Genomic DNA, 22,267 nt, shown 5'->3' on the forward strand with positions numbered 1-22,267 from the left:
CACAAAACAGCAAAAACATGAATATATTTTTCAATATTAGTTTCTGTAATACATGATGTGTTTTAATCAAAAAAGTCATCATATGAAAACGATCGTGGGAGGTTTACTCGTGACTAAGTTTAAGCTAGGGAGTAAGTTTGATGAAATGGTTAGCACGTTAACTGATGAAGAATATTTAAAATTATTAGTTGATAGTTGTACACATACTAAAATTAATGGGGTTAAGATGCCGGAATTTCCCGACGGAGAATTTCAAAGACAATCGGTGGGATCCTCCGATGTATCTACTCTATATGAGGCATATAACTTTTATCTTCATGTTAAAGGTTATGCTGAAGGATTAGGGTTACCGCTTAGTAAGGAAAGTAAAGTTTTAGACTTTGGGTGTGGCTGGGGAAGGATCATACGTTTTTTCTTTAAAGATGTGGCGGATGATAATTTGTTAGGTGTAGATGTTGATCCAACGATGATTTCCATTTGCAATGAAACATTAGGAAAAGGGACTTACAAGGTAGTAAATCCGCATCCTCCTATTGAGTTCATTGCTGATAACTCTTTAGATATCATATTTGCTTATTCAGTATTTTCCCATTTAGCTGAAGATGCTGCGAAAAATTGGATAAAAGAGTTTTCGAGGATATTACGTCCAGGCGGAATTGTGTTGGCTACCACACAAGGTCGTCATTTTTTAGACTATTGTAAACAATTTAGAGAGGATTCAAAGCTCATTCAAATAGAATGGCAGAAGTTGTTAGCAAATTCTTTTGTGGATATGAACCGTGCTATCTCAGATTATAAAAATGGGAAGTTTCTTTTTAGCCCAACTGGCGGCGGAGATTATCGTGATAATAGCTTCTACGGTGAAGCCATCATTTCTGAGTTATATATTAAGAATAATTTTGAAAAGTATTTAAAACTAAAGGACTTCTTTGATGATTCAAAAAGATTATCTCAAGCCTTATTTGTTCTTAAAAAGGAGTAGTTGAGCTATTTGTTCGAATTTAAATGAACTTTTATCAGATGATTTTTTAAAAACGAATCACGTGAAGTAAATAGTTACTTGCAACTCTAAAAAAAGCTCTCTACTCAAATGTGAGTAGAGAGCTATTAATTGTAATGAAACTTCTATATTTATGGATTTGATGGGATTATTGGAGGTGATTTTTTCCTTCCGTATAAATTAATCATTGATTTCGAAAATAAAGAAGTGCGAAATAACTAGGTTAAAGTTAGAGATCCTCATAACAATTGAAGGTCTTTCATCAGTCAACTCAACTGTGAAAGACTCTTTTTATATGCCAGCAGGAGAACCGTCCTCCCTGCTCATTTTTTATTTTGAAAAACAAAAAAATGCAGCATACCCAACCCCTCCGGATTAAGTATGCTGCCATGCCTGTTCCTCTAAAACCTCTAAACCTTAATAAACCTTATCCCCATTAAAAATAGAGTTCTTCACAATCACATAATCTACGTGACGGATGGAGTCTAAAGTGGTTCCACCAGCGTAGGAGATGGAAGATTGAAGGTCTTGTTCCATTTCGGTTAGTGTGTCCTGTAAGGAGCCTTTATGCTCGACGAACATTTTTTTGCCTTCTACGTTCTTCTTTTCGCCTTTTTGGAATTCGGAAGCGGAGCCGAAGTATTCTTTGACTAGCTTTCCTTCTAATTCGATCGTTTCTCCTGGTGATTCTTCATGGCCGGCAAAAAGGGAGCCGATCATGACCATTGTTGCACCGAAACGTACTGACTTTGCGATATCACCGTGTGTACGGATTCCGCCATCGGCAATGATCGGTTTGCTTGCAGCCTTTGCACATAAACGAAGTGCTGCCAACTGCCAGCCGCCAGTTCCGAATCCTGTTTTAATTTTCGTGATACATACCTTACCAGGGCCGATCCCGACTTTTGTTGCATCTGCACCCGCATGCTCCAGTTCACGCACTGCTTCAGGTGTACCAACGTTACCAGCAATGACGAAGCTCTCTGGCAGGTGTTTTTTTATATGCTGGATCATATTGATGACGGCATTGGAATGCCCATGGGCAATGTCGATCGTGATGTATTCAGGAGTAAGCCCTGCTGCCGCAAGCTCTTCAACGAAGGAATATTCTTCTTCTTTCACTCCAACACTTATGGAAGCGTAAAGACCTTTTGCGTGCATGTTCTCAATGAATGCCTGGCGCTTTTGTGGTTCAAAGCGGTGCATGATGTAAAAATAGTTGTTTTCAGCAAGATAAAGGGCAATCTTTTCATCGATGATTGTTTGCATATTTGCTGGTACAACAGGAAGCTTGAATTGACGGCCACCCAGTGTCACAGTGGTATCACACTCAGAACGGCTGTTTACCACACATTTATTTGGGACTAACTGAATATCTTCATAATCAAATACATTTTCCATGAGACACACTCCTAAAAGAATAATTTTCATAGTAATGTTCGGTTAAATATTTACACAACAAAAAATCCGGACTAAAAATGGGCAGAGTGAATCCACCCATTCGTAGTTAGGATTTTACGGCTCCTAGTAGAAACTCTTAGACCATATCTCTAAGAATATACGAATGAAACTATATGAGTTATTTCAACACAAGTTCGATTATAAACGAACTTTTATAATGTGTAAATGTTAATCGTTCGTATTTTATTAAAAAATAGTTGAAATTTCATTTGATATCCACTTAGAACATGAATTTTCACTAATGAAGTAAAGAAATCATTTAATATTAATTCCGATGCGAGAAAACCCAATTATAAACAATTTTTACAACACCTTCATACTCACTTAACATTCTATCGGTAGTATTTTAAATGTTCAAAAAAGTTCGGTGGAGGTTAGTGATGAGGAAAGAGAAGCGTAAGTTTGGAAGGAAGCTGCTGTCGTCTTTGATGATTTTTTCTATTGTGGGAACGAGTTTTCAGCCTGTTGTGCCCCGCCGAGTGGTGCATGCGGAGGAAGAGGTTAAGGAAATGGAAACCACTCCTGTAGAGGCAACAAACCAGGAGGAAAAAAGTGAGCCGGTGGAAAGTACGGAGCCACCAATTGATGAACAGGTAGAACCGCAGCCAACTGAAGAGGAACCGGTGGAAGAAGAGGTTACGGAAGAACCTGTTAAAGAAGAACCATTAGTGGAAGAGCCACTAGTAGAAGAACCACAGACAGAAATCGCCCCTCCAGCAGACCAGGAAGAAGAAATCATCACAGAAGAGCTGGATTACAACCTGCTCCCGCATCTACTCATCACAGAAATTTCTCCAAACTCAGCTGGTGCCGGGACTGATTATTATGAGTATATTGAGCTTTACAATAATACAGATCAAGCGATATCTACAGCGAATCTTAATTTTATCTATACATACACGGATACAGGGAAGGAGATTCCTTTCGCTGTACCTGAAACGACTATTGGATCACAGGAAACCCTTGTGTTCTGGTATAACAACGGAGACCGTAGTTTGGCAGAATTTAACCAGAATTATGGGTTGGCGTTAACGGAAGCGCAGGTGGTTCCTTTTAAGGATGCCTTCAAGGGTTTTTCTAATGGTGGAAACCGTGCCTTGGTTATTAAGGATAAGCAAGGGAAGGAATTAGTCTCTGCCAGTTATCTTGGAAACGAGAATGATAACAACGGAGCGGGAATTGAGTATAAGTTTCCGGCGAGCGGGACGGTGATGGACAAGCATGCGGTTCTTGCCTTGCCAACGCCGGGTTCCATTGAAGCGGTTCAAGTTCCCGAGCAGCCGGTAACCGTGGAAGAAGAGGAAGCACCTGCTCCTGACCAATCACCGCCAGTGATCGAACACACTGCCGTTACAAAAGTGGAAAGATTCACTGCCATCCCCGTTAAAGCAACGGTAACGGATGACGTGGGTGTAACTGCGGCGACATTATTTTATAAAAAAGAATCAGAGGAAAGCTTCACGAGTCTAAGCATGCAACAAACAGAGGCAGCATCTATGTACACCGCCGAAATCCCGGCTTCTAAGGTAGATGGACCAATCATCTACTATATCGAAGCAACGGATGGAACCAACACAGTAGCCACTGAGCCATATACGGTTGAAGTTGGGGTGCCAGAGGAAACATACAGTGAGCTGCCGCTGCTTATAACCGAGCTGTCCCCGAACTCTAAAGGCGGAGGGACGGATTACTACGAGTTTTTTGAGGTGTATAACAATACGGATCAGCCTATGAATCTAGCAAACTATTCTTTTGTCTATAAGTACACGGACACAGGAAATGAGCTGCCATTCCAGGTGCCTGCCGTGATCTTGGCGCCGCAGGAGGAAATCGTATATTGGTATAACAACGGAAACAGGACGCTTGCTGAGTTTAATGAAAACTTTGGGCTCTCACTAACGGAAAATCAGGTTGTGGAGTTCAAGGATGGTTTCCCTGGCTTTGCTAACCCAGGCAATCGTGCCCTTGTAATCAAGGGTGCAGAGGGTGCGGAGGTCGTGTCAGCAAGCTATCTTGGCAGTGACAATGATAATAATGGAGCGGGCATCGATTATATGTTCCCGTCTAGCGGAACGGCAATGATGAAGCTGGAAGGATTGGCTGCGCCGACACCAGGTATGGCAAAAGAAAGCCAGGTGCCGACCAAGCCGGTGGAACTGGAGGAAGTTCCGGAAGATACGGTAGCACCTGTGGTGGAGCATACGCCTGTTACCAATGGAACAGCGTATACGTCAATCCGAATAGAAGCAACGATTACAGATGATATGGCAAAGCCTTTTGCGACTTTGTTTTATAAAAAGCAAGGCGCCGAGACGTTCACTTCGTTGTCCATGAATCCAACGTCAGAAGGGTCTTCTGTCTATATGGCGGAAATACCTGGGGCAGATGTTTCGGGGGATGTCGTTTATTATGTGGAAGCTTCGGATGGTTGGAATGTTTCCAAGACGGAAGCGTTCACTATAGCGGTAAAACAAATCGAAGTGGACTATCAGTCTTTGCCGCCATTTTTGGTGACGGAAGTGGTTCCGGATTCCACGAATGTTGGGTCGGCGGATGGTTATGAGTTCATTGAAATCTATAATAATACGAATCAGGATCTGAGTTTTAAAGATTATAAGCTTTATTATCGTTACGGGGCGGAGAGTGCGACAGATGTTGTGTGGCCTTCCATACCGGATGATGTGGTGATTCCATCCAAGGAAACGCTTGTATTCTGGATCATCAATGCGCAAAACCGCGAGCAGACGGTGGCCGATTTTAATGCCAATTACGGTTCGAGTTTGGTGGAGGATCAGAATATCGTCCGCATCTATAGCGACGGCATGGCCAATGGTGCGATGCGCGGACTTGTAGTCGCAACGAACTCGAAACAGGAGCTTGCGGTCGCCTATTACAATGATGTTCCGAATGTGAAGGACACGGCAGCCAATATGGGTGTGTTTTATCAATACCCGCTAGACGGCTCCACTCAAATGATCAAGACGAGTGCTGCGGAAAAAGTGGCAACGCCTGGTGTGGTGGATGCTTCACAAGTGCCTGCGGAAACGGTTCAGATCGAAGAGGATACGATAGCACCGACATATGAAAATTTAACGAAAGTAACCGAGGTTGATCAGACGGAGAATATCGAGGTTCTTCTGGATGCGCAGGACGACAAGGAAGTGAAGACAGTCCGTTTATTTTACCGGACGAACGACGAGACGGACTACAAACAGGCCATCCTGACAAAGGATTACAATGACCTGCTTTACCACTATACAATCTACTCGCCTGAAATTATCGCGAAAGAGTATGTGGAATATTATTTCGAGATTTCAGATGGCATGAATGAAGTGACAACAGAGACCTATAAAGTGAATGTCACTACGGAATTGGATTTCTCCAGTCTCCGCTTGAATGTAAAAGAAGGAGAGATTATTGCTGGGGAGAAGGTTTTGAAAGGGACCTCGAGCACGGATGCCCCGGAAGATGTGAAGCTTTTGATAGACGGCGTGGAAGTGGAAGGAGAGACGTTCCAAGCTGTAGAGCATACCTCTTATTTTGCTTTTGAGGTGAGCGGCATCAACACCTTCTTCCAGAACGGGGTCACCATGGGAGATGAGGTGCTGCACATTTTTGATGATTGGATCAATGAATGGCAGACAATCACCGTTCCGATCAATCCGGACAAACTGGATCTTGGCGAAAATACGATTACAATTCGGGCGGGTAACAAGGCGTCTCCGTTTGACCTGGAGTCCGCGGACAACCGTGATGACTATAACTTGAGAAACGTTCGCCTTGTCTTGGCAGATGGAACTATTCTGCGCGATACGGCGAAAAATGACCCGGCCCAAGTGTTTGACATGGGGGATGACGGAACAGACCGTATCTTTGAAGACTTTACTTTTACCGTGACAGGCGAGCAGGCTCCGTCCAAGTCGTATAAATGGGACACAAACTCCGTCTCGGATGGGGAGCATGTGATCTCAGCCATGGATGCGGATGAGGAAATCTCAACAACGGTGATGGTTGATAACACGGCTCCAAGCATCACCACTTCCTTGGAAGAAGGGAAGGAATACAAGGGTGCTTTTACAATCGATGTGACTGCAACCGATGCAATTGCCGGTGTAAAAGAAGTGAAGACGCTGCTTGATGACAAGGAGATTGCGATACCATTTGAAACGGCTTCTTCCAAGCTTTCGGCTGGCGGGCATACGTTGAAAGTTGTGGCGATCGATGAGGCAGGAAACGAAGCGGTAAAAGTCGTACATTTTTCTGTTGTGAATGAAAATCCGTTGAAGCCAGAGCTCGTTTCTCCAGTGGATGATGCAAAAACCCCTGTTGACGGAGACCCGACATTGAAGGTGAGGGTGGCCGATCCGACTGATGATCAACTAGATGTTACTTTTTATGGTGGATATAAGTATGACGTAACACAAAATGATCGGATGAAGGGCTTTAAAAATGCCAATGAAGTAGAGCCGCCGCAAACGATGGTGCCAGAGGGGGAGGAAGCTTTCACAGAAGAGGATATTGCGCTTGTTTCTAAAGAAGACGGGGAATATCTGATCACGGACTCTTCCACGGAGTTCCCGTACCACCGATTTGATGTGACAGTGGATGCTTCTATTCAGGAAGGGGATAAGGTCGAGCTTGTATGGAGAGGGAACTCCCTTGAAGGCAGGAAGGTAACAATGTATGCCTGGAACCATACGTCCAACAAGTGGGAGATCATTGATTATAAGATTGCTGGAACGGAAGACTTTGGCCTGCAGGGTGAGGTCGCAGTCGCTGATTTTGTAAAAGACCATAACATCAACGTGCTTGTTCAGGATGAAATTCCAGCGTCCTCTGAAGATTACGATTATACCTTTGTCTGGATGTCAGACACGCAGTATTACTCGGAAAGTTTCCCGTATATCTATGAAAGGCAGACCGAATGGATAGCGGAAATGGAAGAGGAATTGAAGATTGAGTATGTGTTCCACACGGGAGACCTCGTGAACATGGCCGATCAGGAAGCCCAATGGAATTATGCGGACCAGTATATGAGTGTCTTGGACGAGCGTGAGATTCCATATGGCGTGCTTGCAGGGAACCATGATGTGGATCATAAAACAAATGACTACACGCAGTACTATAAATACTTTGGCGCGGACCGTTTTGAGGACAAGCCTTATTACGGCGGGACATATAAAAATAACCGCGGACATTATGACCTTATTTCCTCGAACGGAAATGACTATATCATGGTCTACCTCGGCTGGGGTGTGGAGGAAGAAGGAATTGCCTGGATGAATGAGGTGCTTGCTGCCCATCCGGACCGCATGGCTATCCTGAGTTTTCACGAATACTTGCAGGCAACAGGCGTCCGTCATCCGCTTGGCGACAAGCTGTACGAGGAAGTCGTGCTGCCAAATGAGAATGTTGTTGCTGTCTTGAGTGGCCACTATCATGAGGCGCAGTTATTAGTGGATGAAGTGGATGATGATGGAGACGGTGCGCCGGACCGCCAAGTCTATCAGATGCTTGCCGATTATCAGGCGGGTCCTGAAGGTGGACAAGGCTTTATGCGACTGCTCCATTTTGATACGGATAATAACCGGATTGTCGTGAATACGTACTCTCCGTACCTCGATCAGTATAATTATTATGATACTGAAACATACCCTGGCAAGGATGAGTTTGTACTGGATCTCGACCTACAGCCAAAAGAAAAACGAGTGGCGACTGACTACTTTGCTGTGAACGTTTATACGGAAGTGGAGATTGGCAAGCAAGAAGCTGTTTCAAGCGGAAGTGTGGCGGAGATGGTGTGGGAGGATCTCGAGGAAAACCAACGCTATTGGTGGTATGTAGTGGTAGAGGATGAGCACACGGGACGTACTGTTTCAGATATTTGGACCTTTACAAAAGGTGCCGTGGCAGATGTGCCGTCTACGCCGGTTCCAACAGATCCCGATGATGTGCCCGATCCTGTTGACCCTATGCCTGCCCCTGTGGATCCAATTCCGGAGCAACCTGTTATTCCGGAAGACCCAATGGAGGAAAACATGCCAGGCAAACCTGGTGAAGATGCTAAGGAACAGGAACAAAAACAAGAGAAGAAAGAGAATGGGGAAAAGCTTCCGAATACCGCAACCAATGTATATAACTTCTATACCATTGGACTTATTCTGCTGGTAATGGGAGCAGGCTGCTTGGTTTATATAAGAAAAAGAAGAAGCGAAGTATCCTATAGGTAGTTCAGTAAGACACAGCGAAGAAGAGTAAGAGAATTAAAATGGATGATAGTTTACCTGATATCAGTTTAATGGGGGCTTCTCATAAGTTGAGCAAACTTGTGGGAGGCCTCTTTTTCATTTATTGGTGAACAGGGGGATAGTAAATTATCATAAGAATATCGGATACAGATACATAATTGTCGGTTCAAGATGTTGTGTAATAACTGTTGATTTTTAATAATAGAAGTAAGCGAATGGTGAAACCAACGAACGAGAAAGGGTGGTAAAAATGGAATCAGTAAAAGAAAGGTTAAGTCCCCTTACAAATGAGCAGGTTGAACAATATGACAGGGATGGATACATTCTTATTAAAAAAGGGTGTAGTCATGATTTAATTGATGTGTTTAACGCACATATTCACACAATCCGTTCAGCAGATGTGATGCCGGAGTGGGCTGCAGTTGAACCTGAGGACCGTTTTAAGCTTCGCGTGTTTAATCCGCATTTGCATGATGGCTTTGCACTGCAAATGATGAAGCTTCCAATCGTTCGGGGAGCGCTCGCTCAGATAATGGGTGATGAAGCTGTCGGGGTACAAAGCATGTACTTCTATAAAGAGCCGGGTTCTAAAGGGCAGGCAGCACATCAGGACTATTTTTATATAAGAAACAATCCGAATACAATGGTTGCAGGATATATCGCCTTGGAAGAAATTGATGAAGAGAATGGCTGTTTATGGGTCATTCCAGGGTCACATAAACATGGCTTATTGAAGCATGGTAAAGTGAAGAGAGTAAATGAACATGAACCATGGACGGATGAGACAGAAGGTATAGATCTATCAAAAGAAATTACGATCAGAATGGAAAAAGGGGATATTCTTTTCTTCCATAATTTATTGGTACATTCATCAGGACGGAATCGTTCAGAGAACAGATGGAGAAAGTCTTATGTTTGTCACTACATCAGACAGGATTCTGAAATTGAACGGGAAGATTTAAAGAGGAAAATCCCTTTATACGATCGTTTATAATCAATGTCATAGGAATGATGAAGGTGGACAGGTACAATGGAAGTGAATTCTTTAAACATTTTAAGTGCAGGTGCAGGAACAGTAGTTTATCCGCCAGGAGGTCATTTTGGGCCAAGAAAGCAAGTGAATTATCAACTCGTTCTTCTTCATACTGGTAAAATGAGTGTTTCGATAAATCAAAAACATCATTACGAAGTGCCACAAGGGAACCTATGTTTATTGCAACCAGGAAATCTAGAAGAATTTCAGTTCGCTAAAGATCAGGAAACATGGCATAGGTGGATTGATTTACACATAAAAAACATGCCATCCGAAATGGAAAATAAATTAAAGTTTCTCCCTTTTTATATGCCGATTTCTGATGCCATGAATCAAATAACCGATCTGATGTTACAGATTCAACAAACAGGACAAACAGGAATATCCAAATCGAAGTGTACACTAGGAGCCGCTGTTTTAGAGTTATTCATGGAAGAAACACTAAATCAATCAAACTTTGATCGACTTTACCATCCAGTTGTCCTGAGGGTAAAGTCGATTATTCATAAGCGTTTTAATGAAGAAATAACCATAGCGGAACTGGCGGAAAAAGTCTCAATATCACCGGATCACCTTGTTCGCTTATTTCGCAAACATGAAGGAGTTACGCCTAGTCATTATTTATGGGAAAAGCGCATGACTAGAGGAATTGATTTACTTCGGAATACAGGATTAACGGTTAGTGAAATTGCTTATCAATCAGGATTTAAAACGTCACAACATTTTGCACGGCTAATTAAAAAACATACAAGTCGTACACCAACAGAAATCAGGATGGAGTATAGGGAAGGTAGAAATAAATAGTTGCTTAAATCCCCGTTCCCAAAACTATACAGGCTTCACCTTTATCTTGTATGGAAGGGTTGGATGATATATTAGCTGTCCGGATGCATCTTCACTTGCAACTTCAAGTGTTACTGGGCTGATATAGGCGCTTTTTTGAGTGGGGTACCACGGCCGGCCGGTTTTGGCTAGAACAAATACACCGTCGTTTCCCCCGAAAAATCTAAAGGTAGAATGAATAGATGGAAATCTGTTTGGTAAAGGTGATAGAAATTGACTCATTTCACTAAGGTCCGGTGCGGGTAAGCCGATTTCGCCGATATCATAAAAGCCTATCAACCGATTTGTCGCGGGAATTGGCCTTTCTAAAATTTCCATAATGTTTCCTTCGGGATCATGGAAATATAGCTGCTTTCCTTTCCAGAACATACTTGTTTCTCCCTGCTCATTTTCTAGCAAAACCCCGAGCTTCTCTAATCTTCGATACATATGGTTAAAGTGTTCCATATCCGTTCGAAAAGCAGCGTGATAATAGGGTTTTTGCTCCGAATGAATGAATTTGAGCCTTGTACTTCCGACCCCGACCGTAAAGTAGTCCTCAAAATCCTCCAATAGAGGAAGCTCCATAACCTCATGGTAAAAAATTTTCATTTCTTCTAAACAGGTGGTCTCTAAAGTGATTTTTATTAATTTCATGATAAAAACTCCTTCCTTTACTATTAGTTTATCTGTTGATATGAATGAAGGAATTGGATGTTAGAATGGTCTTCTCTCGTTCTTTTGGAGTAGATAGACGCTTGGCTTATTGGCTTAGTGAAAAAGGGTCTTTCATCTCCCAATGAAAGTTCTTTTTCCACTAAATGCTAATTGTTCTGATGAGAATAGATGGCTGGAAAGTCGCTGGAATTCTCAATAGTGCCCTGGTTTTTCAGATCGTTTTGGATTGTCTGCAGCTATATGAGGCATGGGGAGTAGGCGTGGGGTGATGATCTTTTTAGTGAAGGCGAGTCTTTCCAGTTTCCATAGCTCATATTAGTTAATGTTGTTGATCAGCATGTTGCCAAAGTGATTTAGCAAGCTAGCTGGTGTCATCGACGCAATAAAATCGCCCGGCTCCACGTTAGGAGCCGGGCTTTAAGGTGAAAAGAAAAACATTGGAATGGAAAAAGGGAAAAAAGTTTGCGAGATTTGTTTAAGAAAAGATGTAAGGGGTAAAGGATAAGAAAGAGGACGTTTTACCTATCAGAGGAGCAGTCAATTTTTCAACCATTTGACTACTCGTATTTGTGTGCCGTTGTCCACTTGGCTATCAATTAAAAATTCATCCATCAGCCTTTTCACTCCCGGGAGTCCGGCTCCCAAGCTGTTGGAAGTGGTATATCCATCCTCCATGGCTTTTTTGATGTTCACGATGCCTGGCCCATCGTCACGCACGACAACCTGTAGACCGGGAACATACTTATGGATGATTTCAATGCTGATGGTGCCTTTCCCTGCATACTTGACCACATTTCTGGCCAATTCCGATATGGCGGTGGTGATCCTCGCCTGATCGATATGATTGAAGCCGAGGTCTGTTGCAACCTCACGTCCTAGTTTCCTGACTACAATGATATCTTTCTCATTTTTGATTTTCAGCTGGTGCTTAACAGTCATTCTGCAACCCTCCAAGGGTGAGACATAAAATTTCCTTTGGCTAAGCAATATCAGCTAATAAGGCTCTTTTCGCAGTGTCTGTTGCTTATGTCCGTAAAAAATCGGCATTTGGATTTTTTACAGCATACTCCCCTGTATCATTAATTGAAATGAAACCTCTTACACGGGAAAAGAGCACGAAAGCAAGCAATGTTACGTGTTTGTGTTGAATACGACAAATGCAACAGGATTTGCGAAAACATACTCCATTAAAAAAAGCCAAAAAGAAGGTCGGTTTCCACCTTCTCTTTGGCTTATGTCTAGTTCCATGCCTAGATCATTACTGCCTACTTGTTAGGATTCAATATGAATACGATCGTGCTTTTGTCCAGGGTAAAATCCCAATTTACAAATATGTCATCGATTTGTACATCCAGATATTCCTCGAACAGTTCTTTTCGTTGAAAGAGAAGACCTTTTTCAAGTTTTCTTTTTGCAATTGTCAATTGTTCCTCAAAGCCGAGTTCAATGAGCATTTTCTCAATTTCCACCAGGATCCCTTTTCGGATGACGATCAAGGTCCGGGGGTTTAACTGATGGGAATAAATTTGATTTGGTGCTTTTTCTGCTATCTTGCTTACATTGGATATTTCCATGTCCACTTTGATGCTTTCCGGGTAGGAGTAATCGGCCCGAAAGTCATCATCCGCGCAGATTCCAACAAAGATGCCCGATGCATTTGCCAATGTCCAATCATAATAGAATTCTTCTATTTTTAAACCAGACACATTTTTTATCAGTTCCATCATTTCCGGTGCAAGTCCAAGCATCAATTTATCCCGCGTCTCTTCAACGGTCAATTCATGCTTTTCATTTATTAAAGCCTGTTCCATTGGAGTAAGGAAATGACGCAAATAAACGGTGATATACGGCCGTGATATGGTTACGAAAATGGATTCAGGACCTTTCCCGAAGTGATCCCTCAGAAGTCTCCCGATATTGCTTGCTAACTCCAATTGGCTTTTCTTTATCCCCATAAGTTCATTCCTCTTGGAACGAAGCATCATATCTTCATTCCATAAAATTTAGGGTTAATTTTTCCAAAAATAAAGAATTATCTAAAGTACATTATAACGCATATAAGGGGACAATCCCACCATTACGCTTATATCCCAATAACTCCCTCTTTTAAGAACACTAACCGCACTTGTATTTCTCTATTGGTAATATTCTACACAAAAGCTTGGATACCTCTTTTAAAAGAGCGATTACTACCCATTAATCCAATTTTTTTGTTATTCTATAAAAAGGGAATATTACAAAAATAATCCGTTTGCCTAAAAAAGGAATTTCACCTAGGTCAGGCGAATAGTATGAAGGTTAAGTGTCTTTACGGAAAATGCTAGAAACATAGATTCTCTAGGGGGTACATAATCAATGGAAACTTCTCAGTTACAAGTCAAAAGAATTTTGGATAATATCGGAAACGTCATGATCGGGAAAGAGCATGTTGCAGAATTAAGCATCGTAGCACTCTTGGCTGGGGGCCACGTTTTATTGGAGGATGTGCCTGGTGTCGGAAAAACACTGATGGTGCGCTCATTGGCAAAATCGGTCGGCGCGGAATTCAAACGCATTCAGTTCACGCCGGACCTATTGCCATCGGATGTAACGGGAAGTTCCATCTATAATCCCAAGGAGCTGCGCTTTGAGTTCCGTCCTGGACCGATAATGGGGAATATCGTATTGGCGGACGAGATCAACCGTACCTCACCTAAAACCCAGGCGGCCCTGCTCGAGGGGATGGAGGAAGCGAGTGTGACGGTGGATGGGAATACGCTATCCCTGGGCAGTCCTTTCTTTGTCATGGCCACCCAGAACCCGATTGAATATGAAGGAACGTATCCTTTGCCGGAAGCGCAATTGGACCGCTTTCTCTTTAAGATGAATATGGGCTATCCGACACCGGATGAAGAGGTTCAGATTTTACATTCCACAGAAAAACGCCAGCCGATCAACGAACTTCAATCTGTTATCACGTTGGAAGAGCTCCAGGAAATGCAGAAGAGAGTAAAAGAAGTGCATGTGGATGTCACGGTAAAGGAATACATCGTGGACCTCGTGAACCGTACGAGAACCCATCAATCTGTCTATCTCGGTGCGAGCCCGCGTGGATCTGTCGCACTCATGAAAGCCGCACAGGCGTATGCCTTCATACATGGCAGGGATTATGTGCTGCCGGATGATGTGCAGTATTTGGCGAAATACGTATTGCCACATCGAATTATCCTGAAATCGGAAGCGAAATTTGAGGGAATGACAGCGGAGCAGGTAGTCAAAAAAGTGATCGACCGGACACCTATCCCTGTCCAAAGGTCGATGAGCCGCTAATGAAACAATTTTTCCAAAAAGCCAAAAAGGTTTCAAAGTTAATCAGCTTCCTATTTTTGGTCATCATCACCTTTGTATATGCCATGTTCCAGGGGGGCTTTGTGAGCTGGTTCCTATTTTTCAGCTTTCTGCCATTTGCACTTTTCTCCTTGATGGTCCTGCTTTATCCGCTTGGCGATTTCAAGGTGGAGAGGACATTGAATCAGGAGAAGTACAAGGCTGGTGACCGCTTGATCGGAACCATCACATTAAAGCGGAACATTCCTTTTCCGCTCACCTATTTACTTGTGGAGGAAGTGCTGCCAAGCAATCTTTTGTTCAGTCAGCAGACGAAGCAGGCGAAACGGATCATCTTCCCTTGGTTCAAAAACACCATCACATTTCAGTATGCGCTTGACCGCATTCCCCGGGGGGAGCACACCCTATCGGCGATCCGCTTTAAGACCGGGGATTTTCTGGGGCTGATGGAAAAGGAACGACTGATTGAGATGAAGCGTAAATTCCTGGTCTACCCGCACTATTCAGAAATGGTCTATAAGCAGAATGAAAACAAGTTCGATCAGGGTTCCACTTCTTCAAATATGAGGCTGATCCGCGATACATCGATGACAGTCGGGGTCAGGGAATACCAGCCGGGCGACCGCTTTTCCTGGATTGATTGGAAGGCGACCGCCAGGAGGAATGACATCATGACAAAAGAGTTCGAGCAGCAGCAAAGCCATGATGTGGTCCTCCTTTTGGATCGGTCGCAGGCGTCATCCTTTGAAGCGGCAGTCAGCTATACTGCGACACTGACAAAAGCGGTTTTGAAATACGGATCCCAGATCGGTCTCGTATCCGTCGGGGAAGATCATTCCGTATTCCCTTTGCGAAGCGGGGAGGAGCAGTTTTCACAAATCTACTATCATCTTGCAAAGGTGCAGCCTAACAGTAAACGCAGCTTTGCGAAAGTGATAGAAATGGAGATCGGAAAGTTCCAGCCGACGGTGACCTTTCTTTTCCTCACAGGAAAATTGACAAAGGAAACGGTGGAAAGCCTCGAAAAATTATCACACCGCCACATCCATCTGCAGGTGGTCATCACCAAGGATGAAGGAGCGAGGTTATCGAGGGAAGAGCATTCGTATCTGGACCTCTTGAAACGAAGAAACATCCAAGTGAAAATCATTCATGCTGGTCATTCAACCGAGACAATAAGTGAGGTGAGCTAATATGGCCACAGCCAATCCATATCAAAGAAATGTGTATGCTTTCCTTATGCATGTATTCGGCTTCATCCTGCTGCTTGAGTGGGTGCTTCCATTGGAGCAAGTGACAGACACGGCAAATCTCTATGTCTTCATCGTGTTCCTGATAGTGGCGTTTGCCCTGTCCTTTCTGCAGATCATTCCCATTCTGAGCATCATCGTACAGATGGGATTTATGATGTATTTCCTTCATATCCTGTACATGGATGGCGTGTTCCTGAGCAGGGAATGGCTCTCCTTTTTATGGCAGGATCTGACCTTTAACTTCGATATCATATGGGCAGGGGACTGGACTTCCATGACCGGCCTGTTCCGAAGTCTGCTCCTGTTCGTTTTATTATGGCTTGTAAGCTATCTGGTGATCTACTGGATCCTATATCGCAAGCAGATGCTCCTGTTTGTCGTATTCACGGTCACTTATGTGGCAATCCTCGATACCTTTACGGTGTACGAGGGGAATACGGCGATTGTCCGCCTGATGATCGTCGGATTGCTCATCGTCGGGTTTGTCCATATGGAGCGCCTGAAGGAGAAAGAGGGAATCTATAAATCAGGCAAAATGCTCTTGGCGTGGGGAATCCCCCTAACCGCTTTTGTTCTGCTATCTGCAACGGTCGGGTATTTGTCACCAAAAGCAGCACCGATCTGGCCGGATCCGGTTCCGTTTTTGACTTCATTCAACAAGGATAGCGGCGATGGCTCGGGCGGCGTGAAAAAAATCGGCTACGGGGAAAATGATTCACGCCTCGGAGGCCCGTTCGTGCCGGATGACACGGTGGTATTCCAGGCAGAGGTCACACAGTCGCACTATTGGCGGGTAGAAACGAAGGATATTTATACGGGCAAGGGCTGGGATGCGACAGAGGCAGACCCCGTGCCACTTGAAGGCGGAAAAAACACCCTTGTGGAATGGATTGCCGAAGGGGTGGAAAAAAGACCGCTGACCGCAACGATCATGATGGAAAAAACATATCCACATGTCAACTATCCGCTTGGTTTTACCGGTGTGGAAACCGAGGAAGAAGTGTTGTATGAAATAAATCCGATTACAGAAAAGATAACCACCCGGGATTCTGATGAGGAAACCTTACGTTTGGAAGAATATCAGGTTACCTACAACTTCCCTAGGTATTATATTGAATCGTTGAAAAGTGCAGTACCGGGAACCGGGCAAGAAAGCGAAGAAGAGTTCGTCAAGCGGTACACACAATTGCCGGAAAGCCTGCCTGAACGGGTAAGGGAGCTTGCTGTCGACATCACCGACTCCTATTCCACAAGGCATGACAAAGTCCAGGCCGTCGAGCGCTATTTCAGGAACAATGGCTTTACGTATGAAACCACGAATGTAGCTGTCCCAACTGGAGACGAGGATTACGTCGATCAATTCCTTTTTGAAACACAAATGGGGTATTGCGACAATTTCTCCACTTCCATGATCGCCTTATTGCGTGCAGTCGATATTCCTGCAAGATGGGTAAAGGGATATACCGGAGGGGAAACGGCCCAGGGCGTACAAGCGGTGAACAGTGCCAACAGGGTGGTCGAAGTTACCAATAACAATGCTCACTCATGGGTGGAGGTCTACTATCCGGAGGTTGGCTGGGTCACTTATGAACCGACAAGCGGCTTCAGTAATCCATATAGCTTTGTTTATGAAGCGGTGGACCGCAATGCAGCAGGCGAAAATGGGGAAGAACAAACGCCTGAACAGCCAGAAACCCCGGAAACACCTGAAACTGAAAGACCGGATCCTGCTATGGAGGACATAGAAGAAGGAGGAGGATCTTCCAAAGGCACGAATGCGACATTCGATTTCGAGCTTTCCTGGAAACCCGTCCTCATGACACTTGGGGTAGCGATTGTCCTATTCTTGGTCGCCTTTTTCACAAGAAACAAATGGAAGCCGTACTTCTATATCGCGCGCTTTAAAGGCAGAAGAGATGAGAAGGCTTTCGGAAAAGCCTACAACACCTTACTGAAACAATTCCACTCGATCGGCTTGGTGCGGGAAGATGGCCAGACCTTAAGGGAATACGCAAAGTATATCGACAATTTTTACCGTAGCAGCGATATGCAGAACCTGACCTCCCACTATGAACGGGTGCTATACAGAGGGAACTCATCAAAGGATGAATGGGAGAAATCGGTGGAATTATGGGAAAATTTAATTAAAAAGGCATCATCTTGACCTGCTGAAGACTCATTGTTAGAATAAGGACAAATTATTTAATCAAGGCTCTTTTCTTAAAGATTGTTGCCTATGTCCGTAAAAAATCGGGTTTTGGATTTTTTACAGCATTTAGCCCCATAATATACAAATGGAACATTAATATATTTTATGGGAAAAGAGCACGAAGGCAAGTAATGTAATGTGTCTTCGTTAGATGCGTCAAAAGCAACAATGGATGCAAAAAGCTTAAATTTAATAAGTATTGGCTTCATATATCCTCGATAATATGGTTCGAGAGTCTCTACCGGGTTGCCGTCAACTACCCGACTATGAAGGCAGTTTATTCTTTTGGGGATTTTATCCTCTATTAAACTAGAATTCTGCCTTCTTATGTATATATGAGGGGGAAATTCTGGTTTTTTTGTGTTTTTCAGGCATATCTTCCTTCTTTAAGGTCAAAATAAGCGGAAAGCTGTGCTCGAAATAAATATTCTATTATGAGGTGAATAGGGTTGGAAGGTATTCAACAGATGGTCGTCGTTCTAGACTTCGGTAGTCAATATAATCAACTAATAACTCGTCGTATCCGTGAGTTCGGTGTTTACAGTGAACTGCATCCACATACGATTACAGCAGAAGAAATCAAAAAGATGAACCCGAAAGGAATCATCCTTTCAGGTGGCCCGAACAGCGTATACGGAGAAGGCTCTTTCCGCTGTGACGAGGAAATCTTTGAACTTGGCATCCCGGTACTCGGAATCTGCTATGGCATGCAATTGATGACCATGCATTTTGGCGGAGTCGTGGAAAAGGCAAGTCACCGCGAGTACGGCAAGGCGCTTGCAACCGTTTCGAACAAATCGGCATTATACAATGAACTTCCTGATCAGCAGGTAGTGTGGATGAGTCATGGAGATCTTGTAGTAGGAGCTCCGGAAGGATTCGTAACAGATTTAACAAGTCCATCATGTCCGATCGCCGGCATCAGTAATGAAGAAAAGAAAATGTACGGCGTTCAATTCCACCCGGAGGTACGTCACTCTGTGTACGGAAATGACCTATTGAAAAACTTCGTCTACAACGTTTGTGGCTGCACAGACAGCTGGACGATCGAGAACTTCCTTGAAATTGAAATGCAAAAAATCCGTGACATCGTCGGGGACAAAAAAGTTCTTTGCGCGCTTAGCGGCGGTGTAGACTCCTCTGTTGTGGCGGTTTTGATCCATAAAGCAATCGGCGATCAGTTGACATGTATTTTCGTCGATCATGGTCTGCTTCGTAAAAATGAAGCAGAGCAGGTAATGAAGACCTTCAGCGAAGGCTTCAATATGAACGTAATCAAGGTGGATGCAAAAGACCGTTTCTTGAACAAGCTAAAAGGCGTATCCGATCCTGAGCAAAAGCGTAAAATCATCGGTAACGAATTCATTTACGTATTTGATGATGAAGCGTCCAAACTTGAAGGGATCGACTATCTGGCACAAGGGACACTTTATACAGATATTATCGAAAGTGGTACAGCGACTGCGCAAACAATTAAATCTCACCATAACGTAGGCGGCCTTCCTGAGGACATGCAGTTCCAGCTGATTGAACCGTTGAACACATTGTTCAAGGATGAGGTCCGTGCTCTTGGGACTGAGATGGGTATTCCGGATGAGATCGTTTGGCGCCAACCTTTCCCAGGACCGGGACTAGGTATCCGTGTTCTAGGAGAAATTTCTGATGAGAAACTGGAAATCGTCCGCGAATCCGACCATATCCTCCGTGAAGAGATTAAAAAAGCGGGTCTTGACCGTGACATCTGGCAATACTTCACGGTTCTCCCTGATATCCGCAGTGTAGGGGTAATGGGAGATCAACGTACGTATGATTACACAATCGGTATCCGTGCCGTTACTTCCATTGACGGAATGACTTCCGACTGGGCTCGTATCCCTTGGGATGTTCTCGAAATCATCTCCACTCGTATCGTAAACGAAGTGGACCACATCAACCGCGTAGTGTATGACATTACAAGCAAGCCACCAGCAACGATTGAGTGGGAATAAACAGAAAAAGCTGACCGGATTCATGCCGGTCAGCTTTTTAAATTGCCAAAAAACGAATAAATATCGATTTCGTGTCGAAAATGTTCGTATTTTGTATTGACGTAATTCTGATTGCTTGGTAAAATAAGAGCAGAAATCATATCTTATATAGTTCAAATCTCGTATAAATTTGGGAATATGGCCCAAAAGTTTCTACCAGGCTACCGTAAACGGCTTGACTACGAGGTGTATGGAATGGTGTATGGACTGCCCTTTGATGAGGAAGCCATATCTATTTCCTTATCCTCGTCTGTTAACGTCCCTGGTATCTGGGGGCGTTTTACTTATTTATACGTTCATCTGCGTCACACATTCGAGGAGGATTCTTATGAAGAAATATTTTGAGTTTGAAAAATTCGGAACAAGCTATAAAACAGAATCCATTGCAGGTTTGACGACGTTCCTTGCAATGGCCTACATCCTGATCGTCAATCCATTGATGCTTTCTTTGGCAAGCGTAGGGGATTATCCCGACGCCCTTCGCATGGATCAAGGAGCGGTCTTCACGGCTACAGCATTATCAGCAGCTATCGGTTGCTTAGTCATGGGGCTATACGCCAAGTATCCGATCGCACTTGCTCCCGGTATGGGACTTAACGCGTTCTTCGGTTATACGGTAGTTCTTACAATGGGCATCCCTTGGCAAACTGCTTTGGCGGGGGTTTTGGTTTCTGGATTGATCTTCATCGCTTTGACACTTACAGGATTACGTGAAAAAATCATCAACTCCATTCCTGCAGAGTTAAAATATGCAGTCGGAGCTGGTATCGGATTGTTCATCACCTTCATTGGTTTCCAAAATGCAGAAATAATTGTTGCGGATGGTGCAGTTCTTGTAGGACTTGGAGATTTAACATCAGGGAATACTCTGCTAGCGATCTTCGGATTAGTTTTGACAGTGATTTTTATGGTTCGAGGAATCAAAGGTGGAATCTTCTACGGTATCGTGATTACGGCTGCGGTCGGGATGATGTTCGGTCTCATCGATACGCCTGCCAATGTCGTCAGCGCGCTACCACCAAGTTTGGATCCGACATTCGGTGCAGCTTTTGCTCACCTTGGTGACATCTTTACTATTGAAATGCTGGTTGTTATCCTGACTTTCCTTTTTGTAGACTTCTTTGATACAGCAGGGACGCTTGTAGCGGTAGCAAATCAGGCTGGACTTATGAAAGATAACAAGCTTCCTAGAGCAGGCAAGGCATTATTCGCAGATTCAACTGCAACAGTAGCAGGGGCAATCCTTGGAACATCCACTACTACTTCCTATATAGAATCATCTGCCGGGGTGGCAGCTGGTGGGCGTACTGGTTTCGCATCCGTTGTTACAGCTTTACTTTTCATTCTTTCTCTTTGGTTCTTCCCGTTGTTATCTGTCATCACAGAACCGGTGACAGCACCAGCGCTAATCATCGTAGGGGTACTTATGGTATCTGCGCTTGGAAAAATCAAATGGGACAATTTCGAAATCGCAGTACCGGCTTTCCTGACCATCATCGTGATGCCATTATCATATAGTATCGCAACAGGTATTGCGGCAGGCTTCATCTTCTACCCGATCACAATGATCATGAAGGGCAGAGCAAAAGAGATTCATCCTATCATGTACGGTCTGTTCGTCATCTTCGTCTTGTACTTTGTGTTCTTGGTTGAATAGATTACTAGAAACCTACCCCTGCTCCTTAATGGAGCGGGGGTTTTTATATGTAGATAGATAGATGGAAAAAACTTCTGGAGATTAATTGGTTTATTACGTTTAGATAGAGTGGGTGCCGGTAATTACATATAGTACATAGACAGAAAAGCTGAAGGGAGTTTGATAGAGAAGGAGAAGTTTTAGTCTCTTAGATATTATTTCAGAAAAACAGTTGACGTGGTTATAAGTTAGATGGTATATTATTATTCGTTGCCGCAAAACACGAATTTACTATTCGAAACAAAGGGGCAGCAAAAAAATTCAAAAAACATGTTGACCTTCGGTGGCCATCATGGTATAGTAATTAAGTCGCCACGGAGCGACAAGCTAAACGGTTGAAATGATCTTTGAAAACTAAACAAAACAACAGCGTCCACGTTAATCTCATAGAGATTAACAAAGAACGAAAATGTAACACAAGCTAGTCAACATTTGAGCATAAGCTCAAACTCTTTATTGGAGAGTTTGATCCTGGCTCAGGATGAACGCTGGCGGCGTGCCTAATACATGCAA

The 22,267-nt window shown here is 43.7% G+C and carries 13 protein-coding genes, 1 rRNA gene and 3 riboswitches; of the genes, 10 read left to right on the top strand and 4 right to left on the bottom strand.

Going from position 1 to position 22,267, the window contains the following annotated elements; translation table 11 throughout:
* The first annotated feature begins 109 nt into the window (after nt 1-109).
* Entirely contained in the window at nt 110-982 is an 873-nt protein-coding gene (locus tag JOC95_RS19920; protein ID WP_204419647.1) for a methyltransferase domain-containing protein, read from the top strand.
* A gap of 435 nt (nt 983-1,417) precedes the next feature.
* On the opposite strand, the gene guaC is transcribed toward JOC95_RS19920, so the two are convergent.
* Nucleotides 1,418-2,401, bottom strand: a complete 984-nt coding sequence (gene guaC / locus JOC95_RS19925) for a GMP reductase (protein WP_204419650.1) — start codon at nt 2,399-2,401, stop codon at nt 1,418-1,420.
* A gap of 83 nt (nt 2,402-2,484) precedes the next feature.
* Nucleotides 2,485-2,584, bottom strand: a riboswitch (purine riboswitch).
* 257 nt (nt 2,585-2,841) lie between these two features.
* On the opposite strand from guaC, the gene JOC95_RS19930 reads away from it, so the two are divergent.
* The 3 genes from JOC95_RS19930 to JOC95_RS19940 all read left to right on the top strand — a co-directional run bounded on the left by JOC95_RS19930 (nt 2,842) and on the right by JOC95_RS19940 (nt 10,546).
* Complete coding sequence (locus tag JOC95_RS19930) at nt 2,842-8,691, top strand: lamin tail domain-containing protein (protein ID WP_204419659.1); 5,850 nt, start codon at nt 2,842-2,844, stop codon at nt 8,689-8,691.
* 268 nt (nt 8,692-8,959) lie between these two features.
* Nucleotides 8,960-9,703, top strand: coding sequence for a phytanoyl-CoA dioxygenase family protein (locus JOC95_RS19935; RefSeq protein WP_204419663.1), 744 nt, complete (start codon nt 8,960-8,962; stop codon nt 9,701-9,703).
* Nucleotides 9,704-9,739: 36 nt separating this feature from the next.
* A complete protein-coding gene (locus JOC95_RS19940; protein ID WP_204419666.1) occupies nt 9,740-10,546 on the top strand; it encodes a helix-turn-helix domain-containing protein in 807 nt (268 codons plus the stop codon).
* 24 nt (nt 10,547-10,570) lie between these two features.
* On the opposite strand, the gene JOC95_RS19945 is transcribed toward JOC95_RS19940, so the two are convergent.
* The 3 genes from JOC95_RS19945 to JOC95_RS19955 form a co-directional block, all read right to left on the bottom strand.
* Nucleotides 10,571-11,221, bottom strand: a complete 651-nt coding sequence (locus JOC95_RS19945) for a VOC family protein (protein WP_204419675.1) — start codon at nt 11,219-11,221, stop codon at nt 10,571-10,573.
* A 558-nt stretch (nt 11,222-11,779) separates the two neighbouring features.
* Nucleotides 11,780-12,181 (bottom strand): anti-sigma regulatory factor, encoded by a 402-nt coding sequence (locus JOC95_RS19950; RefSeq protein ID WP_204419678.1) that lies wholly within the window; start codon nt 12,179-12,181, stop codon nt 11,780-11,782.
* A 326-nt stretch (nt 12,182-12,507) separates the two neighbouring features.
* Nucleotides 12,508-13,197: a Na-translocating system protein MpsC family protein gene (locus JOC95_RS19955; RefSeq protein ID WP_239583039.1), complete on the bottom strand. Its 690-nt coding sequence runs from the start codon at nt 13,195-13,197 to the stop codon at nt 12,508-12,510.
* A gap of 400 nt (nt 13,198-13,597) precedes the next feature.
* Here JOC95_RS19955 and JOC95_RS19960 point away from each other — a divergent pair, with 400 nt between their 5' ends.
* The 6 genes from JOC95_RS19960 to JOC95_RS19985 all read left to right on the top strand — a co-directional run.
* Nucleotides 13,598-14,551 (top strand): AAA family ATPase, encoded by a 954-nt coding sequence (locus tag JOC95_RS19960; RefSeq protein ID WP_204419680.1) that lies wholly within the window; start codon nt 13,598-13,600, stop codon nt 14,549-14,551.
* Entirely contained in the window at nt 14,551-15,762 is a 1,212-nt protein-coding gene (locus tag JOC95_RS19965) for a DUF58 domain-containing protein (RefSeq protein WP_204419682.1), read from the top strand. Before JOC95_RS19960 ends, JOC95_RS19965 begins: the two co-directional genes overlap by 1 nt.
* Nucleotide 15,763: 1 nt before the next feature.
* Nucleotides 15,764-17,986 (top strand): transglutaminase TgpA family protein, encoded by a 2,223-nt coding sequence (locus JOC95_RS19970; protein ID WP_204419684.1) that lies wholly within the window; start codon nt 15,764-15,766, stop codon nt 17,984-17,986.
* A gap of 230 nt (nt 17,987-18,216) precedes the next feature.
* Nucleotides 18,217-18,318: riboswitch (purine riboswitch) on the top strand.
* A 180-nt stretch (nt 18,319-18,498) separates the two neighbouring features.
* Nucleotides 18,499-20,019: a glutamine-hydrolyzing GMP synthase gene (gene guaA, locus JOC95_RS19975; protein WP_204419692.1), complete on the top strand. Its 1,521-nt coding sequence runs from the start codon at nt 18,499-18,501 to the stop codon at nt 20,017-20,019.
* 139 nt (nt 20,020-20,158) lie between these two features.
* A riboswitch (purine riboswitch) is annotated at nt 20,159-20,260 on the top strand.
* 126 nt (nt 20,261-20,386) lie between these two features.
* Nucleotides 20,387-21,715, top strand: a complete 1,329-nt coding sequence (locus JOC95_RS19980; protein ID WP_204419686.1) for an NCS2 family permease — start codon at nt 20,387-20,389, stop codon at nt 21,713-21,715.
* A gap of 492 nt (nt 21,716-22,207) precedes the next feature.
* Nucleotides 22,208-22,267, top strand: a 16S ribosomal RNA gene (locus JOC95_RS19985); the annotation flags it as partial.

This window comes from Sutcliffiella tianshenii, assembly GCF_016908565.1.
Taxonomy (GTDB): domain Bacteria; phylum Bacillota; class Bacilli; order Bacillales; family Bacillaceae_I; genus Sutcliffiella_A; species Sutcliffiella_A tianshenii.